Below are 17,625 nucleotides of genomic sequence, written 5' to 3' on the forward strand. Positions count from 1 at the left end.
CTGGCTGGGCGGCTGCCGCCGCTTGCACCGCCGCTACGAACGCAAGCCCGAACACTTCCTGGCCTTCACCGCCATCGCCTGCAGCCTCATCTGCTACCGCAGACTCACCAAATGAGACGACGTCTTAATCCGACCGTCACCGCGACGAGCCGCACACAGGCTGTCCGTACCGTGTTCAACCTGACGGTCGGCGGGAGCCACACGTTCTTCGTGGTTGCCGATGGCCGGTCGGCGCTCGTCCACAACTGTGGTCCGAGGAACTCCAGCAAATGGTTTTCCAGCAGGAGGAAGGCGTACCAGCAGCGCAGGAAGGACCACGAGCGGCTCAGACGCAGGGGCTACCAGTGTGAGCTGCGCGGCCCGTGCAGTAGTGGCGGTCATGCCCATCTGACCTGGCGCAAGAACGGCCGGTGGGGGACGATTCACTACCGCTGGCATGGTCGTGGCCTCGGGAGGCGCGGCTGACCGTATCTCGGTCCTAGGCTGACCAGAACAGTTCGATTGCCCCTTGGATAGGGGATGGCAGGGTCGCAACCATGCGGCCCCGCCATCCTCGGCAAATGGAGTGAGCATGAGTGATATGGCCGCCAAGGCGCGTGTCGCGGACCTTGTGATCGCGTACGCGGCGCTTGTCGATGAGAGCAACGCCTGTGATGCTCTCGACGAAGTAGTGGTGGCGTCGGACAGTTGGACTTCTGCAACGGATCTCATGCGCGCCCGCGGCTACCGCAAGGTTCCCAAACGGGCCACAAGCAGCAAGGTTCCACCAGAAGCAGTCGAGGCAGCCCTCACGACTCCCGGCACGGTGTTCCGGAAGCGCTTCATGGCGGACTCACCGTGGACACCAACTACAAGTTGACAGAACAGCCGCGCCGACCTGGTTCACCCCCTGAGGGAAGCGTGGAAGGTGAGCTGGACACGCGCCGAAGAAACGACAGGAATTGAAGGGTTCATGGCGATTCAAGACTCCCTTGAGAGTCTCATCGGAGCGCTGCGCCACCACGCCGAGGTGATGTCCTCCCCCGAGCTGGCAGGCGACACAGGCATCGAAGCCTTCGAGGCGCTCAGGGCAGCCGCCGTTGCGTACGGCGAGACTGTTCGTGAAGAAACGCACTGGGACAGCCCGTTCGCCGAGCTTGTGGAGTACGAGGAAGATCTTGTAGATCACGGAGAGGATGCCCGGGCAGCCTTCGAAGCCGAGCCTGACGTAGAGCGCTTCGTCGTGTCAGGCGTCTGGACATTCGACGTGACCGACCGGGACGCCTGGACGAGATTTACCACTCAGTATCTGAGGGCCGTTCCGGGTGCACCTCAGCAGCTGAGCGGTGATCCGGCTGAGGCCGCTGCCGCACTGCTGGCGTACGGCGATCTTCTCGCTCCGTTCGTCAACCACGGTATCGTCAACGTAGGTCAAGACTGGACGATTCGTGGCTCAGAAGAAGTCCTGGACGACCTGGAGGACTTGGACGACTGATCGTCGTCGCAAAGGTGACGTGAGATGAAAGCGTCGGGGCGGTCAGGAGTTCCTGGCCGCCCGGACCTGCATTCCGGGCTCTGGTCTGCCAGGTTCAGCAGACAGTGCTGTGCGTACGCCACCGACGAGGAGCAGACCGATCGCGTCACGCAGATGGCGTGAACCAGTTCGGGTGTGCGTACCCGGCGGGTTGTACGGGTCTGGCGCGATGTTGTACGGGGCGTGGGCCGTGTCGGCGCAAGTCCGAGAGCCGTTCAACGAGTGTCAGGCACAGGCACGTTGGCATGTGGGGGACGTGGGCTCATGGCGAACAGCCGCATCAAGAAGCGGGACAAGGACGACGACCGGCCGGTCATCTGGGTCGGCTACGGCAAGCTGCTCAAACTCTTCCGGGAGCGGGCGCACTACACACAACAGGCGCTCGCTGACGCCGTCGGGTACTCGTACGAGCAGGCGGCATCGATCGAGCAGGGCCGCCGCCCCGCGAAGGCCGCGTTCACGGAGGCGGCGGAGCGCGTTCTGGACGCGGGCGGCGCGCTGGCGGTGCTCCAGGACGACGTGGACCGGGCCAAACTGCCCGCGTTCTTCCGGGACTTCGCGCTGATCGAGACGGAGGCCGTGAGCAGGTTCTCGTACGATCCGCTGCTCGTGCCGGGGCTCCTGCAGACGGAGGAGTACGCGCGGGCACTGTTCGCCGGGCACTGCCCGCCCCTGGACGACGAGATCATCGAGCAGCACACGGAGGCGCGTCTCAACCGGCAGAAGCTGCTGACGCGTACGCCGCTCGTCGACCTCTCGTTCGTGATCGAGGATGCGGCGCTGCGCAATCCGATCGGCGGACCGGAGGTGATGCGCGGGCAGCTCCACCGTCTGCTGGAGCTCGGTGCGTTACGCAATGTGGAGATCCAGGTCATGCCGTCCGGCAGGGGGTTCCATCCGGGCCTGAACGGTGCCTTCGTCGTTCTGGAGACCTTGGAGCACCGGCAGGTGGGGTATGTGGAGTCCCAGGAGACCGGTGTCGTCGTGAGTGACCCCGCAAACGTCAGTGCTTTCGGCCTACGGTATGGCAAGCTGCGCTCGCAGGCCCTGAACGCCGAAGAGTCTGCGCGTCTCGTCGAACGGCTGGCAGGAGAGGCATGAGCACCGAGCAGGCTGCACCGGGTCCGGACCGGCTGAAGTGGTTCAAGAGCAGCTACAGCGGGTCCGGCGGTGGCGACTGCGTCGAGGTCGCCGCCTCCCTCGACGCCGTCCACGTACGGGACTCCAAGAACACCGCCCGCCCGGGGCTCCACGTCTCCCGGGCGAGTTGGGCGCGGTTCGTGGCGCAGGCTACGCGCTGAGCGCCGCGTAGCCCGGGCGGATCACCTCGTCGATCAGGCGCCGGCGCTCCGGCAGGGGCAGGAACGCCGCCTCGGCCGCCGCGATCGTGAACTCCTCGAAGACCTCGGGGCCGTAGCCGAACGCCTCCGCCATGTGCACGAACTCCAGGCTCATGTCCGTCCCGGACACCAGGCGGTTGTCGGTGTTCAGGGTGACGCGGAAGCCGAGGCGGCGCAGCAGGTCGATCGGGTGCGTGTCGTACGACTTCGCCGCGCCCGTCTGGAGGTTGGAGGTCGGGCAGACCTCCAGCGCGATGCGGTTGTCGCGCACGTACGAGGCGAGGTGGCCGAGCGTCGCCGTGCCGTCGTCGTGGACCGTGATGTCGTCGGTGATGCGCACGCCGTGGCCGATGCGCTCGGCACCGCAGACCTGCACCGCCTCGTGGATCGACTCGGCGCCGACCGCCTCGCCGGCGTGGATCGTGAAGTGGCAGTTGTGGCGCTTGAGGTGCTGGAAGGCGGGCAGGTGCCGGGCCGGCGGGTTGCCGATCTCGCCGCCCGCGATGTCGAAGCCCGCGACGCCGCGGTCGCGGTGCGCGACGGTCAGCTCGGCTATCTCCAGCGAGCGGTCGGTGTGCCGCATGCCGGTGAGCAGGGCGCGCACCGTGATGCGTCCGCCCGCGCGCCGCTCGCCCTCGCGCAGACCCGCGTTCACCGCGTCCACGACCTCGTCGAGCGTGAGCCCGGCCTCCTGGTGCTGCTCGGGCGCGTACCGCACCTCCGCGTACACGACGCCGTCCGCGGCCAGGTCCTCCGCGCACTCGGCGGCGACGCGCTCCAGTGCCTCACGGGTCTGCATCACGGCGCAGGTGTGGGCGAACGTCTCCAGGTAGCGCTCCAGCGAGCCGGAGTCCGCGGCGTCGCGGAACCAGACGGCGAGGGCTTCCGGGTCCTCGGTGGGCAGGGCCCGGTAGCCGCAGGCGCGGGCCAGCTCGATGATCGTGGCGGGGCGCAGACCGCCGTCGAGGTGGTCGTGGAGGACCACCTTGGGAGCGCGCTGGATGTCAGACAAGTGCATGCATCGGGAGTGTACGGCACGTCCCGCCCACACGGGAGGCGCGTCAGTTCGACTGGAGCACCGGCAGCGAGGGCGCACCCGTCGGCAGCATGTGCTTGGCCGCCAGGAGCGGGATGTCGTCCACCCGCACCACCTGCGTGACCAGCACGGCGGGCGTGTCCGCCGGGCGCCCCAGCTGCTCCCCGCGGCGCCGGCCGAGCAGCGTCGCGCTGATCCCGCTGTGCGCGGTCAGCGGCGTCCCCCGGGAGGCGGCCGCCAGCACCGAGAGCATCGAGCAGGCGGCCTGCGGCGCCGAACGCAGGGCCTCGGCGAAGTCCGGGTGGTGCCGCTGCAGGGTCTCCTCCGCGGCCGCCCACTCCTGGCTGAGCGCCGCCGCCGCACCGTCGCCGGTCAGCAGCGACTCCCAGAAGCGCAGCTCCGCCGCGGCGGGCGCGAGCAGGTGCTGGGTGGTGAAGTCGGTGGGCTCCTCGACGGTCCGCAGCAGTGGCCGCACCCGCAGCGCCTGCCCGGAGCCCAGCAGGTCCTCCAGCGGCTGGATGTGCTCGTAACCACGCCGGGGCGGGCTGTCGTTGACCGTACGGCCCACACCCCTGCGCACCGAGAGCAGGCCGTCCTCCTGGAGCAGCAGCAGCGCCTCGCGCAGCGCCGGCCGGCTCACGCCCAGCTCGGTGGCGAGGCGCGGCTCCGAGGGGAGGGTGGACCCCGGCGGATAGGTGCCGTCGTGGATGGCGTCCGCGATCCGCTCGTACAGCACCACGACCGGTCTCCGCTGCTGCCCGCTGACTGCCACTGGCCCTCCTCGGCTCACTTGTCAGCAAGTTATGCGAGTGCCTGCCCCGCGGGCAACGGCCCATCTCGGCCGATGCGCCCTGTTTGTGCGTCGCGTCACGTAGGGCTTGACGTTCTACGCACGTAGATCTCACCCTGTGGAGGCGCGACTTGTCTGACAAGATCCGCGTGCATCTCCCTCGAGGCATGACATCCACAGGCAAAGGGGCCGACATGTCGACCACGCTCGGCCGGACGCGTTCCGGGTCCGCATCCGCTCTCGCGGGCCGGGGCCCGATGCTGCTGGCCATGGTCCTGGCCGTGCTCGGCTACCAGATCAACGCGACCATGCTCAGCCCCGCACTGCCCGATGTGATCGAGCGTCTCGGCACCACCACGGCGGCTGCCGGCCTCTCCCAGACGCTGTTCTTCCTCATGGCCGCCATCGGCCAGGTCACCCTGGCGCGTCTGAGCGACCAGCGCGGACGCAAGCCCATGATGATCGTCTGCGCGTTCGTGCTCATCGCGGGCAACCTGATGTGCGTCGTCGCCCCGAACATCGAGATCTTCATCGCGGGACGCATCCTGCAGGGTGTCTCCGCCGCGATGTTCACGCTCGCCTTCCTCACCCTGAACCAGGTGCTGACTCCGGCCGGCTTCGGCAGGGCCGCGGGCATCATCACCGCCGTCAACGGCGGACTCGCCGGTGTCGACGCCGTCGCCGGCGGCCAGATCGCCGACACGATCGGCTTCCGCGGCATCTTCGTGTGCTCCACGCTCATCGCCGTCGCCGGGCTGATCGGTGTCCGCCGGTACGTCCCCGACGTGCCGCCGACCGCGGCGGACGCCCCCTTCGACACCCGCGGCATCACCGCCCTGTCGATCGGCCTCACCGGTGTGCTCGTCGGCCTCGCCCAGGGCGCGGCCTGGGGCTGGACCTCCCCGCTCACCCTCGCGTTCCTGCTCGGCGGGCTGCTGGCCCTCGTCCTCTTCGTCGTCTCGCAGAAGTCCGCGGCCAACCCGGTCATCGACATCGACGTGCTCGCCTCCCGCCGCGCATGGCCGCTGCTGATCACCACGATCTGCACCCTCGGCGGCGCGTTCGGCGCGATCGCGCTCACCATCCCGCTGTTCTCGCAGGACGCCCGGGTCGGCCTCGGCCTGTCCGCCGTTGCCGCGGCCTTCCTCTTCCTCACCCCCATCCAGCTCATCGGCGTGATCTCCGCGCCCCTCACCGGGCGGCTGGGACCGAAGCTGGGCTGGCGCCGGATCGTGGTGACCGGCGCGGTCGCCAATTTCGTGATCTTCGTCTTCGCCACGCTCTTCCTGCACCACGAGTGGATCCTCGTGGCCTCGCTCGCCGCGCTCGGCGTGACGTACGGCGGCTTCATGCTGACCGGCCTCAACGGCCTCGCCGTCACGACCGCGCCCAAGGACAAGCCGGGCTCGCTCTCCGGGCTGAACGGAGCCTGCTTCGGCATCGGCGCCTCGCTCGGCATCGCGCTGGCGTCCACCATGATCACGGCGGGCAGCGACGCCCACGGGCCCACCGCGGCGGGCTACCAGCACGCCATGTACGCGGCGCTGGCGCTCCTCGGCGTCGGCGTCGTCACCTCGCTGCTGATCCAACGGCCCGACCCGGCCGCCACCGAGTCCGCCGAGGAGCCCCGGCTCGTGCTGACCCACCACTGATCCGGGCGCTCCGGGGCGGAACCGGGCTGCGCCCGTGCTGGTCGGACGGGCCCGGTGCTCCGCCCCGTGCTCGTCGGACGGGTCCGGTGTTGCGCCCCGGATGCGTCGGACAGCCCGGTGCTGCGCCCCGCACTCCTCGGACGGACCAAGCCCTCCGCCCCGCGTCCGTACGGCCCGGTCGACGTCCCACCGGCCCCCGGTGGACACCCGCCACCGGGCGCGGGACGGCGCCCCGCTAGGGTGGCCCGATGCCCGCTCCCGTACCCGGCACCGTGACCGGCGCCCGGATCGTCCTGCGCCCCTTCACCCATGACGACGGCGCGGAGTTCACCGCACACGCCCGGCAGAGCACCGGGCTGCACCGGCCCTGGCTCTTCCCGCCGCTCACCGCCGCCGCCTACGCCGCCTACGCCGGGCGGCTCATCGACGATCCGGCCCGGGCCGGTTTCCTCGTCTGTGCACGTGACACCGGCGGCATCGCGGGGTTCATCAACATCAACAACATCGTCGAGGGCGCGTTCCTCAGCGGCGCGCTCGGCTACGGGGCCTTCGCCCACGCCGCCGGCCGCGGGCTCATGGGAGAAGCGCTGCGTCTGCTCGTCGCCCACGCCTTCGGCGCGCTCGGGCTGCACCGCCTGGAGGCCAACATCCAGCCGGGCAACACCGCCTCCATCGGCCTCGTACGGTCGGCCGGTTTCCGGCTGGAGGGCTACTCGCCCGACTTCCTCCACATCGACGGCGCCTGGCGCGACCACGAACGCTGGGCGATCACCCGCGAGATGACCGCGCCCGCCGGCCGTTGATCTCCGGTCCGTCAGGCCGCCTTGCGGTCCACGTACTCGAAGACGGACCCGTCCGGATGGACGGCGATCAGGTTGCGCCCCACCGGGGTCGGCACCGGGCCGGCCACGACCCGGGCGCCGCCCGCGGTGAGCGTCTCGTACGCCTCGTCCACGTCCTTCACGGCGATCGTCGCCGCCACCTTGCGCAGCACGTCGAGCTCCGACTCCGGGCCGCTCATCAGCAGGAAGCAGCCGATCGCCGCGACCCGCACGCCGCCCCGTTCGAAACGCAGCGGCGGCGCGCCCGTGAGCCGCTCGTAGAAGGCGACCGACGCCTCCAGGTCGTCGACGCAGATACGGAGGGTGGTTCCGAGGATCTCCATGCAGGGGAGGGTAGTTGGCACCGGAGGTCCCTGTCAGGGGCCCCGCGAGACGCTCAGACCCGGCACAGGATCTCGCCGTGCGGGACCATGAACCAGGCGTCGTCCTCCGCGCCCCAGGCGCGCCAGGCGTCCGCGATCGCGGCGAGCTGCCCGGCGCCGGCGTGGCCGCCCTCCACCGCGATCCGCGCGTACACCGAGGCGGTCGTGCGGTCCGCCCACAGCCCGCTCCACCACGCCCGCTCCTCGGGTGTGGCGAAACACCAGGTGGCCGCGGTCGCCGTGATGTCGGTGAAGCCCGCGGCGCGGGCCCAGGACTTGAGCCTGCGGCCGGCGTCGGGCTCGCCGCCGTTGGCGCGCGCCACGCGGGAGTACAGCTCCTGCCACTCGGTCAGTACGGGCAGTTCGGGGAACCAGGTGAAGGCCCCGTAGTCGCTGTCGCGTGCCGCGACGACCCCGCCCGGGCGGCACACCCGGCGCATCTCCCGCAGCGCCTGCACGGGATCGCCCACGTGCTGCAGCACCTGGTGGGCGTGGACGACGTCGAAGGAGTCGTCGGGGAAGTCGAGGTCGTGGACGTCGGCGACCGTGAAGCGGACGTTGTCGAGACCGCGTCCGTCGGCGTGCGCGTGGGCCTGCGCCAGCACGTCCTCCGCGGCGTCCACCGCGGTCACCTGCCCCGGCGCGACGAGCGCGGCGAAGTCGGCTGTGATCGTGCCCGGTCCGCAGCCGACGTCCAACACGTCCAGACCCGGCCGGAGTTCGCCGAAAAGGTACGCCGCGGAGTTCTCGGCGGTCCGCCAGGTGTGCGAGCGCAGCACGGACTCGTGGTGCCCGTGCGTGTAGACGGCGGTCTCCTTCGGCATGGCCGGTCTCCTTCGCTGAGGTGGGCACTCACCGTATCGCGCGTCCTGGATAGCGAGATACGCATCTTGAATGCTGGACAGCAGTGCATGGAGCGTCCGGCCGGACAACGGCCCCTCCGGAGGCGACAATCGGCGGATGACGCAGACCTGGAACCCGACCGCACCCGGCGTGCTCCGGCTCCCCTCCGGCAGGCTCGTCCGGGGCCGCGGCCTGCGCCGCCCGCTGCCCGAAGGGCAGCAGCCGCAGTTCGCCGTGTACCTGCTCGGCAAGCAGCCGCCGCACGCCGACTGGGAGGCGCGCTGGCTGCGCCGGCCGGACTTCCGCCTCCCCGCGGACCGGGACCAGGCGCGTGGACTGCTGCGCGAGGCCTGGGACCGGGCGGCGGCCGAGCGTGTCGAGATCGCGTGCGCAGGCGGCCGCGGCCGGACCGGAACCGCCCTGGCCTGCCCGGCCGTTCTCGACGGCGTCCCGGCCGGCGAGGCCGTGGCGTACGTCCGTGCCCACTACGACCGGCACGCCGTGGAGACGCCGTGGCAGCGGCGCTACGCCGAGCGCTTCGCGGATGCCGCGAGAAGCTGGACAGCAGGGCCCCGGCGACCAGCACCCCCGTGGCCGGCCGCCGAAGCGCGCTCTGCCATGGTGCGGGACGGGCGGGGGGTACGTCGATCCGATTTCCCGGGGCGGCAGACGCCCTCGTCCGGAACGCGAGGTGCTCCGGGCGTGGCCGTCCGCCGGGGTCATGGGGTCCGTCCCTGTCGCCCAGCAGGTCGCTGACCGCGCGCAGGTCATCTCCGTACTCAGGAGATACGTGCCTGCCTCACGGTCGGCATCCGCGCAGCCGGCGGGGCGCTGTTTTCGGCTGCGGGCCCTATCCGTCCCGGGCAATTCCCACGTGAATTTGCCAGAACTCCCCCCAAGGGTCGCCACGTTACGTAACCTCGCCGTCACCGGCGCGCACCCGTGCGGGCCGGGCCGTACCGAGGCGGGGGAGGGAGTTCCGCGTGCCCGGAATCGACGAGTGTCTGCTGCAGGCGATGGTGGTGCCCGGGGCACGGGGAGCGGCCATCGTGGACTGGACCAGCGGCCTCGCCCTCGGCGCCGTGGGGGAGACGCCCGGCGGTGACGTGGAGACGACAGCGGCGGAGACCGCGGAACTGGCCCGCATCGCCGCCGAATACCCGTCGTTCGCGCCTGCCGGCACCGCCCCCGGGGCCTTGGCGGACACGGGTGCCAAGGGGTTACCCGTCGAGGACGTCATCGTCACCACGCGCGCCGGCTACCACCTGATGCGCTTCGTGGAGACCACGTTCGACAGCAGTGTGTTCCTGCATCTCTGGCTCGACCGGGAGACCGGCAATCTGGCCCTGGCCAGACTGCGCATGGCCGACATGGCCGAGCGGCTGGTGCTCGGATGACCTCCGCCGCCAGTGCCGTTTCCCCGATGCTCGCCCGGCTCGCCGAGGAGCGGGCCACCGGCGTCCTCGTACGCGACCACGGCGCGCTCTATCTGGCGGACGGTCAGGTCGTGCACGCCGAGAGCCCGGCCGCGCCCGGCATCGACGTCCTGCTCACCGCGAGCGGACGCCTCGCGCGCACCGGCTGGGAGGAGGCCGTCGCCCGGGCGGGCGCCCGCCGCGAGGTGGCGCGGTTCCTCGTCGACAGCGGTCAGCTGGCCGACGGCGAACTGGAGATCTGCCACCTCGGCGCCCTCCACGACGCCGCGTTCTTCGCCCTGGCGCCGGCCGGCGGCCCCACCCGTTTCCGCTACGGCGTCGCACACTGGATCGGCAGCATCCGCCCCGTGCCAGCGGCCGACGTCGCCCGCGAGGCCCGCAGGCGGCGCGGACTGCTCGACAGGGTGTGGCCCTACGCCGAGGTGGACACCGCTCCGCTGCGCCCCGGCCCCGCCCACGCGGCGGTACCCCGCCGGCAGCGGGAGCTGCTGGCGATGGCCGACGGGGTGCGCACCCCGTCGGCCATCGCCCGGGCACTCGGCCGGCCGGCCTTCAACACGCTGGTCGAGGTGCGGCGGATGGCCGCCGCAGGACTCGTCGAGACACCGTCCGAGCCGGTGGCGGACGCCGGCGACCCGCTGCCCGGCTGGGTCTCCCAGTTCCCCGCCGATCCGGACATCGCCCTGTTACGCCGGCTCCGCGACGCACTGGAGGCAAGCCTGTGAATCACCGCCGCCCGATCCACCGGGCCCGGCGTGTCCCGTCATGAGGCGCGCGCTGCGGCTGCGCGCCGAGAGGAGACAGCTCATGACGGCCGAGGCCGATGTGCTCGGCGAAATCAGACGGCTGCGCGCCAGGGTCCCGCAGCTGACCGGCGCGCTCGCGGCGAGCGCCGACGGCCTCGTGCTGGCGTCGGACACCGCCGAGGCGGAGGGGGTGGCCGCCCTCACCGCCGCGGCGCTCGGCGTCGCGCTGCGCCTGACGGAGGCGACCGGTCAGGGCGGCTTCAAGGAGCTGCTCGTCCGCGGCGAGACGGGATACGTCGCCACCTACGCGGCCGGTTCGTCGGCCGTGCTCACCGTACTGGCCGAGCCGCGTATCAACGTGGGCCGGCTCCATCTCGAGGCCCGTCGTGCCGGCGCCCGTATCGGGGAGCTCGTCGACGGAGCACTCGAACGGACCCAGGACGCCTGACCGATGGCCGCCACCCCCTCGAAACCACCCGCACGCACATCCAGCAGAACCCGGAACAGACGGAAGGAAAGTGCGCCTGTCATGGCCAACACCGAAACCGCGCTCAAGGAAGCCCTCACCATCGAGGGAGCCATCGGCGCCGCGCTCGTCGACTACACCAGCGGTATGGCGCTGGGCACCATCGGCGGCGGCAAGGACCTCGACCTGAACGTCGCCGCCGCCGGCAACACCGATGTGGTGCGCGCCAAGGTGCGCACGATGGAACACCTGGGGCTGAAGGAGGAGATCGAGGACATCCTGATCACCCTCGACAGCCAGTACCACCTGATCCGGCTCCTGAAGAGCCGCGGGTCCACCGGGCTTTTCCTGTACCTCGCGCTCGACAAGGAGCGCGCCAACCTGGCGATGGCCCGGCACCAGCTGCGGAGGATCGAGTCCGCGCTGGAGGTCTGAGCCGCCCGGTCGCCGGCGCCGCGTCCCGCCGGGCGCGGCGTCACCCGCCCGCTCCGGCCACCGACGACGCACGCGGTCCCGGCGAGCGGGTCGTGGTTGCGCGCCTGGTCAACAGGGCCCCAGCCGCCGCACCGGGACCCGGTTGGTCGCAGTCCACCTGCTCCGGTCGCGGTCGAGTCCGTCGTACCCGACGCTCTCGCGGCCGCCCGCCGACGGGCGGTCGGACACGAAGGCGAGGGCAGCGCGGACCTCCGCCGCGCAGGGACCAGGTTGCCGGCCGGGCCCCCGGTCAGCGCGTCCATGGCCCGGCCGATCGCATCGGTGTTGCGCCGGACGGGGAACGCACGACTGCACCCCCTGCAGGCCCTCAGAGCAACTCCTGCGGCCGGTAGACCGTCAGCGCGTCCACCAGTTTGTCCACCGTCAACTCGGTCGGCGCCGGGGCCACTTCGCCGTCGTACGCCAGCGGTGTGCCCGGTGCGAGACCGCTGACGCGCACCTGGCGCAGCCGGCGGGCCGCGTGCACCGGCGACCGCTTCAGCCTGCCCACCAGCGCGGCACCCAGCAGCCGCCAGCCCGGGGCGCGTCCGCCGTGCACCACCCGGACGTCGAGCAGACCGTCCGCCAGATCGGCGCGGTGACCGGGTGTCGGGCCGACGCCCCGGTACACCCCGTTGCCGGCGAACAGCAGCCACATCGGACGGCGCCGGCCCTGCACCTCGGCCTCCAGCGGATGCTCGCCCCGCAGCACCCGGATCGCCGCCAGTACGCCGGCCGGCCAGACGCCGATCCGGGGCGACCAGCGCCCCCGGACCCGCACCAGCTCCGGATACACCCCCAGGCTGAACGTGTTGAGGAAGTAGCCAGGGGCCGCGCTGCCGCCCGGCCCGGGAGTGAAGCGCCCGAGGTCCACTCCGACGGCGTCCCCGGCCTCGACCGCACGGCAGGTGTCGCGGACGGACTCGATGCCCAGGTCGTAGGCGAAGTGGTTGAGCGTGCCACCGGGGAAGACCGCGAGCGGGACGCCGGTCTCGGCGGCCACGGCGGCCGCCCGGTTGACCGTGCCGTCGCCGCCGACGATTCCCAGGACCCGGGCACGGCCCGTGGCCTTGACTAGCTGGGCCGCCAGCTCGTCCGGGGCGCACTCCACGACCTCGGCGAGCGGCAGTGCGCCCTGCACCTCCGTGGCGCAGTCCGCCGATCCGGACTCGCGGTTGACGACGACCACCAGGCCGTCACCGCCCGGCAGCACGGGCGCCTCCGCCTTGGGGCGGGCCGGCGGGGGCAGCTGGGACCGCGTCGGCACGAGGCCGCGCATTGCGAACGCGGCGCCCGCGCCGAGCGCCGCGCCCATCAGCACGTCGCTCGGATAGTGCACGCCCGTGTAGACACGGGAGAACGCGACGGAAGCGGCGACCGGCGCGACGGCGGCGCCCCAGCCCCTGGACTCCAGGGCGACGCCGGTCGCGAAGGCCGCGGCCGACGCGGAGTGCCCGGAGGGGAAGGACGTGGTGAACGGATGCCGTTTCAGCTGCCGTATCACCGGCACCGCGTCCAGCAAGGGCCGGTTCCTGCGGACGGAGCGCTTGGCGACGGTGTTGATGAGCGCCGAGGCGACCGCGAGGGAGGCGACGCCCCGCACCGCCGCGCGCCGCGACCGTGCCCCGCGTCCGGCCAGGGCGATCCCGGCGGCCGTCCCGAACCAGAGCAGCCCGTGGTCGGCGCTCCTGCTGAGCCGTGGCAGGACCGGCTCCGCGCCCGGCCAGGCGCGGTCGGCGACGGCACGGTGCAGCTGCCGGTCCCAGGTACCGAGGAGCGCGGCGATCCGCCGGCGGAGGCGCATGGTTTCCTGTGCGTCGACTTCTGGCATGCCACGCGGATACCCCGGGGCTGCTCGCCCCACGCCGCGCCCGACCCGTCCGGCACCACGTGCCGGTGACGGCGGGCGTGGCCGACGACCGCGTCGCGGTCGTCCGCGTGCGGCATCAGCCGAACGTGGTGGGGCGCGGCCGACCCCGTCGCCGACGCCCCCACGCCGCGCCCGACCCGCTCGGCACCACGTGCCGGTGACGGCGGGCGTGGCCGACGACCGCGTCGCGGTCGTCCGCGTGCGGCATCAGCCGAACGTGGTGGGGCGCGGCCGACCCCGTCGCCGACGCCCCCACGTCGCGGCAGTCCGCGCGGCGGCATCGGCCAAGCCGAGGCGGGGCGTGGCCGATCCGTCGCCCGAGCCGCGGCCCACGACCCCGCCGCGATCCTCCGCGCGGCGGCATCGGCCAAAGCGTGGCGGCTCGGCCGAACGCGCGGCGGCTTCGGCCGAGCCGTGGCGTGCCCCGGCAACCCCGTCGCCCGAGCCCCGGCCGACCCCGTTGCCCACGCCCCGGCCGACGCCTCCGTCGCGGTCGTCCGCGCGGCGGCGGCGGCCAAACCTTCGTATAAAGGGCTGGGAGGCCGGGCAGGCGTCCCACGTCTGCAGAGCGGCGGCCGGGCACGCGCCCGGCGCCGGTGAGCACGAAGGGCGGAGGTGGCGGGATGCAGGGCACGGCGTCCGAGGGACGCGGCCCCGTCCGGTACGGGCCGCACGCACCCGAGACCGGGCTGCCGGTGCCGCAGGGACCCGCCGCGGTCCTGGCCGGTGCCGCGGACGTCGCCCCCGGCGAGCCGCCCGGCGGCGGCCCCGCACTCCGCGAGGCCGCCTGCCGGTACTGGCAGCGGCGCGGCCTGCCGAGCGGTCCCGCCGAGGTCGTCGCCGCCTCCGGCGCACAGCCCCTGCTGTTCGCCCTGTTGGGCGCGTACGACGGCGATGTGCTCATGCCCCGCCCCTGCCCGGCCTGGTGGACCCCGCAGGCACGGCTGCTGGGCCGCCCGGCCTACCACGTGCCGACGCCGGCCGAGTGCGGCGGCGTGCCGGACCCGTTCGCCCTGCTGGAGACCGTACGGCGGGTGCGCAGCGAGGGCGGCAGGCCGCGGCTGCTCCTGCTGTGCGTCCCCGACGATCCGACCGCCACCGTCGCCCCGCCGGAGACCGTGCGCGAGGCCTGCGAGGCCGCGGTCGGCGAGGGGCTGCACATCATCAGCGACGAGACGTGGCGCGACACGCTCCACCGGCCGCGGGACACCGTCCTGGTCAGCCCGGCGGAGATGTGCCCCGGCGACGTCACGGTCATCAGCGATCTCGCGGGCGCCCTCACACCCCAGTCCTGGCCGGTCGCGATCGCCCGCTTCCCGCCGGGTGCGCAGGGCGCCGCCCGGCGGGCCCGCACCCTGGACTTCCTCACCGCGCTGGGCGCCGCCGTTCCCGCGCCCCTCTCGGCCGCCGCGGCCCACGTGCTGGACGAACCGCCCGAGGTGGCAGAACGCGCGGTCCGCGCCGCCGCCCTGCACGCGCAGGTCGCCGCGGCCGTCCACCGCGCCGTGCTCGTGGCCGGCGCCGTCTCCCGCCCCCCGCAGGCGGGCCGCCATCTCTACGCGGACCTCGCCCCGTTGCGCGGCCGGCTCGCCGAACGCGGCGTCGGCGACTCCATGGAACTGGAGGAGTACCTCAGCGGCCGCCTCCACACGTCCGTCCCCGGCGGGCACCGCTTCGGCGACGAGCTGGGCGCGCTGCGGGTGCGGCTGTCCACCGGACCGCTGCTCGGCACGACCACAGACGAACAGCTGGCCGCCCTCGCTTCACCCACCCCACTGGAACTGCCCCATGTCGAACGGGCACTGAGCAACCTCGGATCGGCCTTCGACGAGCTGCGCTGACGCGTTGACGGGAGACCAGGATGACGGAGCAGGCAGAACAGACCGGACCCGCACAGCACCCGGTGGACACGCGGCCGGGCCGTACGGCGCCCCCGCCCCGTACGACCCGCCCCCTCGGCGAGGTCCGCACCTGGCCGAGATCCTTCGCCGCCCGGCTGACCGCCCCTCTCCCGGGCGTCCGGGCGCTCGCCAGGCTCGCCCGGGAGGGTGCGGTACGCCCCGGCCCGGCCGGGCTGCGGGACATCCCGATGCTGCCCTTCGCACCGGGCCCGCTGCCGGAGGCGGGCGCCACCACCGTCGCCGTCACCTGGGCCGGACACGCCAGCTGGGTGCTGCGCATCGGAGGGCTGACCGTCCTCACCGACCCCGTCTGGTCCCGGCGCATCCTCGGCACCCCGGCGCGCATCACTCCGGTGGGCGTGCGCTGGGAGGACCTGCCGCCCGTGGACGCGGTCGTCATCAGCCACAACCACTTCGACCACCTCGACGCGCCCACGGTGCGGCGGCTGCCGCGCCGCACCCCGCTCTTCGTGCCCGCGGGTCTCGGCCGCTGGTTCCGGCGGCGCCGCTTCAGTCACGTCACCGAACTCGACTGGTGGGAGGGCGCCGAACTCGACGGCGTGCGCTTCGACTTCGTACCGGCCCACCACTGGTCCAAACGCACCCTCCTCGACACCTGCCGCTCGCTGTGGGGCGGCTGGGTGCTCACCGACGGCCCCGGCCGCTCGGTGTACTTCGCGGGCGACACCGGCTACGGGCACTGGTTCCGGGAGATCGGCCGCCGCCATGCGGGCATCGACCTGGCGCTGCTGCCCATCGGGGCGTACGCCCCCCGCTGGTGGCTCAGCGATGTGCACACCGACCCGGAGGAGGCCGTGCGCGCCTTCGAGGATCTCGGCGCGCGGAACATGGCGCCGATGCACTGGGCGACGTTCGTGCTCTCCGCCGAGCCCGTGCTGGAACCGCGGGAGCGGCTGCTGGCGGCCTGGGAGCGCACGGGCCGCCCACGCGACGAACTGTGGGACCTGCCGGTGGGCGGTTCGCGGGTGCTGAGGGTGTGACGCATCACCGCCCAGGTGTACTGGACGCGGTTCGCGGCTCGGCTGAGTCGCCGCCGCGGCCGCTCGCCACACTGTCCGTCCCATCCGCCGGCGGGTCCGAAGGGACCGCCGGCGGATGCCATCGCCTCGCAGGAGTACCGCGGGCGACGCTCTGCCGCAACTACCCACACGTCAAGGCCGGGTTCGAGCGTCGGCGCCAAGCGGCCCAGGGAGCCGGACAGCAGCCCGACCACGCGCCCGGCGGCGTCGGTCCGAACACTTCCTCGATAGGTTGGAGTTGAGATCCGAGTGATGAGGAGGGTGCGTGCGATTCGCGCTGGACGCACTGTTCGCTGACGTGCCCGCGGAGCATGTCGCTGAAGCTCGTGACTTCTACAAGTCGAGGGCGGCAGGCCGTGGCCCCAGCACCTGGGAGGAGCTCAAGGAGGCCCGAGCGAAGAGGTCTGCTCCTCATGCCGCCGATCCGCCTGCGTCGAAGAGACGATCGAAGTCGGGCAGGCGCGCGTCCCTGTCAGGATCTTCACTCCTGTCGACGGTCCGCCGCGGGGCGTCTACCTGGACATACACGGCGGCGGCTTCTACATGGACTGCGCGGCGCGAGGAGACAGACGCAACCGCGAACTCGCAGACGCCCTGCACGTCGCCGTTGTCAGCGTCGACTACCGGCTGGCCCCTGAGCACCCCTGGCCGGCGGCACCCGACGACTGCGAAGCGGCGGCGTTCTGGCTCGTCGAAGAAGCCGAAGCCCGCTTCGGAACCTCCCGACTTGCGATGGGCGGGAATTCCGCGGGAGCCACACTCGCCCTGGCGACCCTGCTCCGGCTGAGAGACAAAGGTGCCGTCGGCCGATTCACCGGCGCTGCGCTCCAGTTCGGCACTTACGACTTGAGCGCGCGAACCCCGGCCGGTCGCCGCATCGCGGACGAATACTTCATCCAGGCGTACGCCGGCCATGTGGAAGACCGCACTGTTCCCGACATCTCTCCCCTCTACGGCGTTCTTCGCGGGCTTCCCCCAACGCTGCTGATCGTCGGAAGCGCAGACGTGCTGTTGGAAGACAACCTGGCCCTGGCAGGTCGGTTGTCAGCGGCCGGCAATGACGTCGAGCTCCGGGTCTACCCCGAGTCACCCCACGGCTTCACGGGCCACCCCACGGCAATGGCCAGGACGGCGCTCAACGGCGTCGACTCCTGGCTGCGCGACCGGATTACGCAATCGCTCATGCCCTAGTGTGATGCGCCCGAAATCCTGAGGGTTACTTGGTACCTTCTTTTCATGGCGCATCGAGGCCCTGCTGCTGTGGAGATCGTTCTTTCCGAGGACGAACGTGTCGAGCTTGGGCGCCGGGTGGGG

At 72.3% G+C, this 17,625-nt stretch carries 18 protein-coding genes and 3 pseudogenes; 16 read left to right on the forward strand and 5 right to left on the reverse strand.

Going from position 1 to position 17,625, the window contains the following annotated elements:
* The 6 genes and pseudogenes from ACLB9X_RS33630 to ACLB9X_RS33655 form a co-directional block, all read left to right on the forward strand.
* Nucleotides 1–115, forward strand: a pseudogene (locus ACLB9X_RS33630) (IS5/IS1182 family transposase); the annotation flags it as partial.
* Nucleotides 112–465 carry a hypothetical protein gene (locus ACLB9X_RS33635; protein ID WP_410364224.1) on the forward strand — a complete coding sequence of 118 codons (354 nt, stop codon included), beginning with the start codon at nucleotides 112–114 and terminating at the stop codon, nucleotides 463–465. The pseudogene ACLB9X_RS33630 and the gene ACLB9X_RS33635, both read left to right, overlap by 4 nt.
* Before the next feature lie 106 nt (nucleotides 466–571).
* Nucleotides 572–859 carry a hypothetical protein gene (locus ACLB9X_RS33640; RefSeq protein ID WP_410364225.1) on the forward strand — a complete coding sequence of 96 codons (288 nt, stop codon included), beginning with the start codon at nucleotides 572–574 and terminating at the stop codon, nucleotides 857–859.
* A 48-nt stretch (nucleotides 860–907) separates the two neighbouring features.
* Nucleotides 908–1,474: a hypothetical protein gene (locus tag ACLB9X_RS33645; RefSeq protein ID WP_410364226.1), complete on the forward strand. Its 567-nt coding sequence runs from the start codon at nucleotides 908–910 to the stop codon at nucleotides 1,472–1,474.
* A 303-nt stretch (nucleotides 1,475–1,777) separates the two neighbouring features.
* Entirely contained in the window at nucleotides 1,778–2,614 is an 837-nt protein-coding gene (locus ACLB9X_RS33650) for a helix-turn-helix domain-containing protein (protein ID WP_410364227.1), read from the forward strand.
* Nucleotides 2,611–2,814, forward strand: coding sequence for a DUF397 domain-containing protein (locus tag ACLB9X_RS33655; protein ID WP_410364228.1), 204 nt, complete (start codon nucleotides 2,611–2,613; stop codon nucleotides 2,812–2,814). Before ACLB9X_RS33650 ends, ACLB9X_RS33655 begins: the two co-directional genes overlap by 4 nt.
* On the opposite strand, the gene ACLB9X_RS33660 is transcribed toward ACLB9X_RS33655, so the two are convergent.
* Together ACLB9X_RS33660 and ACLB9X_RS33665 are read right to left on the reverse strand one after the other, a co-directional pair.
* Nucleotides 2,804–3,871, reverse strand: coding sequence for an adenosine deaminase (locus tag ACLB9X_RS33660; RefSeq protein WP_410364229.1), 1,068 nt, complete (start codon nucleotides 3,869–3,871; stop codon nucleotides 2,804–2,806). The genes ACLB9X_RS33655 and ACLB9X_RS33660 overlap by 11 nt on opposite strands.
* Nucleotides 3,872–3,914: 43 nt before the next feature.
* Entirely contained in the window at nucleotides 3,915–4,661 is a 747-nt protein-coding gene (locus tag ACLB9X_RS33665) for a GntR family transcriptional regulator (RefSeq protein ID WP_410364230.1), read from the reverse strand.
* Nucleotides 4,662–4,873: 212 nt separating this feature from the next.
* Here ACLB9X_RS33665 and ACLB9X_RS33670 point away from each other — a divergent pair, with 212 nt between their 5' ends.
* Nucleotides 4,874–6,331 carry an MFS transporter gene (locus ACLB9X_RS33670; RefSeq protein ID WP_410364231.1) on the forward strand — a complete coding sequence of 486 codons (1,458 nt, stop codon included), beginning with the start codon at nucleotides 4,874–4,876 and terminating at the stop codon, nucleotides 6,329–6,331.
* 248 nt (nucleotides 6,332–6,579) lie between these two features.
* Nucleotides 6,580–7,134, forward strand: a complete 555-nt coding sequence (locus tag ACLB9X_RS33675; RefSeq protein WP_410364232.1) for a GNAT family N-acetyltransferase — start codon at nucleotides 6,580–6,582, stop codon at nucleotides 7,132–7,134.
* 11 nt (nucleotides 7,135–7,145) lie between these two features.
* Here ACLB9X_RS33675 and ACLB9X_RS33680 read toward each other — a convergent pair whose 3' ends face one another.
* Together ACLB9X_RS33680 and ACLB9X_RS33685 are read right to left on the reverse strand one after the other, a co-directional pair.
* The gene (locus ACLB9X_RS33680; RefSeq protein WP_410364233.1) at nucleotides 7,146–7,496 is read right to left on the reverse strand and encodes a VOC family protein; all 351 of its coding nucleotides are present in this window, start codon (nucleotides 7,494–7,496) and stop codon (nucleotides 7,146–7,148) included.
* Between the two features lie 53 nt (nucleotides 7,497–7,549).
* Nucleotides 7,550–8,359 carry a class I SAM-dependent methyltransferase gene (locus tag ACLB9X_RS33685; protein WP_410364234.1) on the reverse strand — a complete coding sequence of 270 codons (810 nt, stop codon included), beginning with the start codon at nucleotides 8,357–8,359 and terminating at the stop codon, nucleotides 7,550–7,552.
* A gap of 136 nt (nucleotides 8,360–8,495) precedes the next feature.
* On the opposite strand from ACLB9X_RS33685, the pseudogene ACLB9X_RS33690 reads away from it, so the two are divergent.
* From ACLB9X_RS33690 to ACLB9X_RS33710, 5 genes and pseudogenes are all read left to right on the forward strand, one after another.
* A pseudogene (locus tag ACLB9X_RS33690) lies at nucleotides 8,496–8,918 on the forward strand (protein phosphatase); the annotation flags it as partial.
* A gap of 443 nt (nucleotides 8,919–9,361) precedes the next feature.
* Nucleotides 9,362–9,775: a hypothetical protein gene (locus ACLB9X_RS33695; RefSeq protein WP_410364235.1), complete on the forward strand. Its 414-nt coding sequence runs from the start codon at nucleotides 9,362–9,364 to the stop codon at nucleotides 9,773–9,775.
* Nucleotides 9,772–10,539: a transcriptional regulator gene (locus ACLB9X_RS33700; RefSeq protein WP_410364236.1), complete on the forward strand. Its 768-nt coding sequence runs from the start codon at nucleotides 9,772–9,774 to the stop codon at nucleotides 10,537–10,539. Before ACLB9X_RS33695 ends, ACLB9X_RS33700 begins: the two co-directional genes overlap by 4 nt.
* A gap of 40 nt (nucleotides 10,540–10,579) precedes the next feature.
* Complete coding sequence (locus tag ACLB9X_RS33705) at nucleotides 10,580–11,008, forward strand: roadblock/LC7 domain-containing protein (RefSeq protein WP_147986783.1); 429 nt, start codon at nucleotides 10,580–10,582, stop codon at nucleotides 11,006–11,008.
* 81 nt (nucleotides 11,009–11,089) lie between these two features.
* Complete coding sequence (locus ACLB9X_RS33710) at nucleotides 11,090–11,461, forward strand: hypothetical protein (RefSeq protein ID WP_410364237.1); 372 nt, start codon at nucleotides 11,090–11,092, stop codon at nucleotides 11,459–11,461.
* A gap of 367 nt (nucleotides 11,462–11,828) precedes the next feature.
* Here ACLB9X_RS33710 and ACLB9X_RS33715 read toward each other — a convergent pair whose 3' ends face one another.
* Entirely contained in the window at nucleotides 11,829–13,304 is a 1,476-nt protein-coding gene (locus ACLB9X_RS33715) for a bifunctional phosphatase PAP2/diacylglycerol kinase family protein (RefSeq protein ID WP_410364240.1), read from the reverse strand.
* Nucleotides 13,305–13,993: 689 nt separating this feature from the next.
* Between ACLB9X_RS33715 and ACLB9X_RS33720 the strand changes: the two genes are divergently transcribed.
* The 3 genes and pseudogenes from ACLB9X_RS33720 to ACLB9X_RS33730 all read left to right on the forward strand — a co-directional run bounded on the left by ACLB9X_RS33720 (nucleotide 13,994) and on the right by ACLB9X_RS33730 (nucleotide 17,502).
* Nucleotides 13,994–15,211 carry an aminotransferase class I/II-fold pyridoxal phosphate-dependent enzyme gene (locus tag ACLB9X_RS33720; protein WP_410364238.1) on the forward strand — a complete coding sequence of 406 codons (1,218 nt, stop codon included), beginning with the start codon at nucleotides 13,994–13,996 and terminating at the stop codon, nucleotides 15,209–15,211.
* 20 nt (nucleotides 15,212–15,231) lie between these two features.
* Nucleotides 15,232–16,272 carry an MBL fold metallo-hydrolase gene (locus tag ACLB9X_RS33725; RefSeq protein ID WP_410364239.1) on the forward strand — a complete coding sequence of 347 codons (1,041 nt, stop codon included), beginning with the start codon at nucleotides 15,232–15,234 and terminating at the stop codon, nucleotides 16,270–16,272.
* A 304-nt stretch (nucleotides 16,273–16,576) separates the two neighbouring features.
* Nucleotides 16,577–17,502: pseudogene (locus ACLB9X_RS33730) on the forward strand (alpha/beta hydrolase).
* Nucleotides 17,503–17,625: the final 123 nt, after the last annotated feature.

It is taken from the genome of Streptomyces sp. 5K101 (assembly GCF_046506645.1).
Taxonomy (GTDB): Bacteria; Actinomycetota; Actinomycetes; order Streptomycetales; family Streptomycetaceae; genus Streptomyces.

Coding starts and splice junctions, on each gene's coding strand:
- ACLB9X_RS33640 (WP_410364225.1), top strand. CDS start 572: ATGAGTGATATGGCCGCCAAGGCGCGTGTCGCGGACCTTGTGATCGCG.
- ACLB9X_RS33670 (WP_410364231.1), top strand. CDS start 4,874: ATGTCGACCACGCTCGGCCGGACGCGTTCCGGGTCCGCATCCGCTCTC.
- ACLB9X_RS33720 (WP_410364238.1), top strand. CDS start 13,994: ATGCAGGGCACGGCGTCCGAGGGACGCGGCCCCGTCCGGTACGGGCCG.
- ACLB9X_RS33660 (WP_410364229.1), bottom strand. CDS start 3,871: ATGCACTTGTCTGACATCCAGCGCGCTCCCAAGGTGGTCCTCCACGAC.
- ACLB9X_RS33675 (WP_410364232.1), top strand. CDS start 6,580: ATGCCCGCTCCCGTACCCGGCACCGTGACCGGCGCCCGGATCGTCCTG.
- ACLB9X_RS33685 (WP_410364234.1), bottom strand. CDS start 8,359: ATGCCGAAGGAGACCGCCGTCTACACGCACGGGCACCACGAGTCCGTG.
- ACLB9X_RS33705 (WP_147986783.1), top strand. CDS start 10,580: ATGAGGCGCGCGCTGCGGCTGCGCGCCGAGAGGAGACAGCTCATGACG.
- ACLB9X_RS33680 (WP_410364233.1), bottom strand. CDS start 7,496: ATGGAGATCCTCGGAACCACCCTCCGTATCTGCGTCGACGACCTGGAG.
- ACLB9X_RS33655 (WP_410364228.1), top strand. CDS start 2,611: ATGAGCACCGAGCAGGCTGCACCGGGTCCGGACCGGCTGAAGTGGTTC.
- ACLB9X_RS33700 (WP_410364236.1), top strand. CDS start 9,772: ATGACCTCCGCCGCCAGTGCCGTTTCCCCGATGCTCGCCCGGCTCGCC.
- ACLB9X_RS33725 (WP_410364239.1), top strand. CDS start 15,232: ATGACGGAGCAGGCAGAACAGACCGGACCCGCACAGCACCCGGTGGAC.
- ACLB9X_RS33650 (WP_410364227.1), top strand. CDS start 1,778: ATGGCGAACAGCCGCATCAAGAAGCGGGACAAGGACGACGACCGGCCG.
- ACLB9X_RS33710 (WP_410364237.1), top strand. CDS start 11,090: ATGGCCAACACCGAAACCGCGCTCAAGGAAGCCCTCACCATCGAGGGA.
- ACLB9X_RS33715 (WP_410364240.1), bottom strand. CDS start 13,304: ATGCGCCTCCGCCGGCGGATCGCCGCGCTCCTCGGTACCTGGGACCGG.
- ACLB9X_RS33635 (WP_410364224.1), top strand. CDS start 112: ATGAGACGACGTCTTAATCCGACCGTCACCGCGACGAGCCGCACACAG.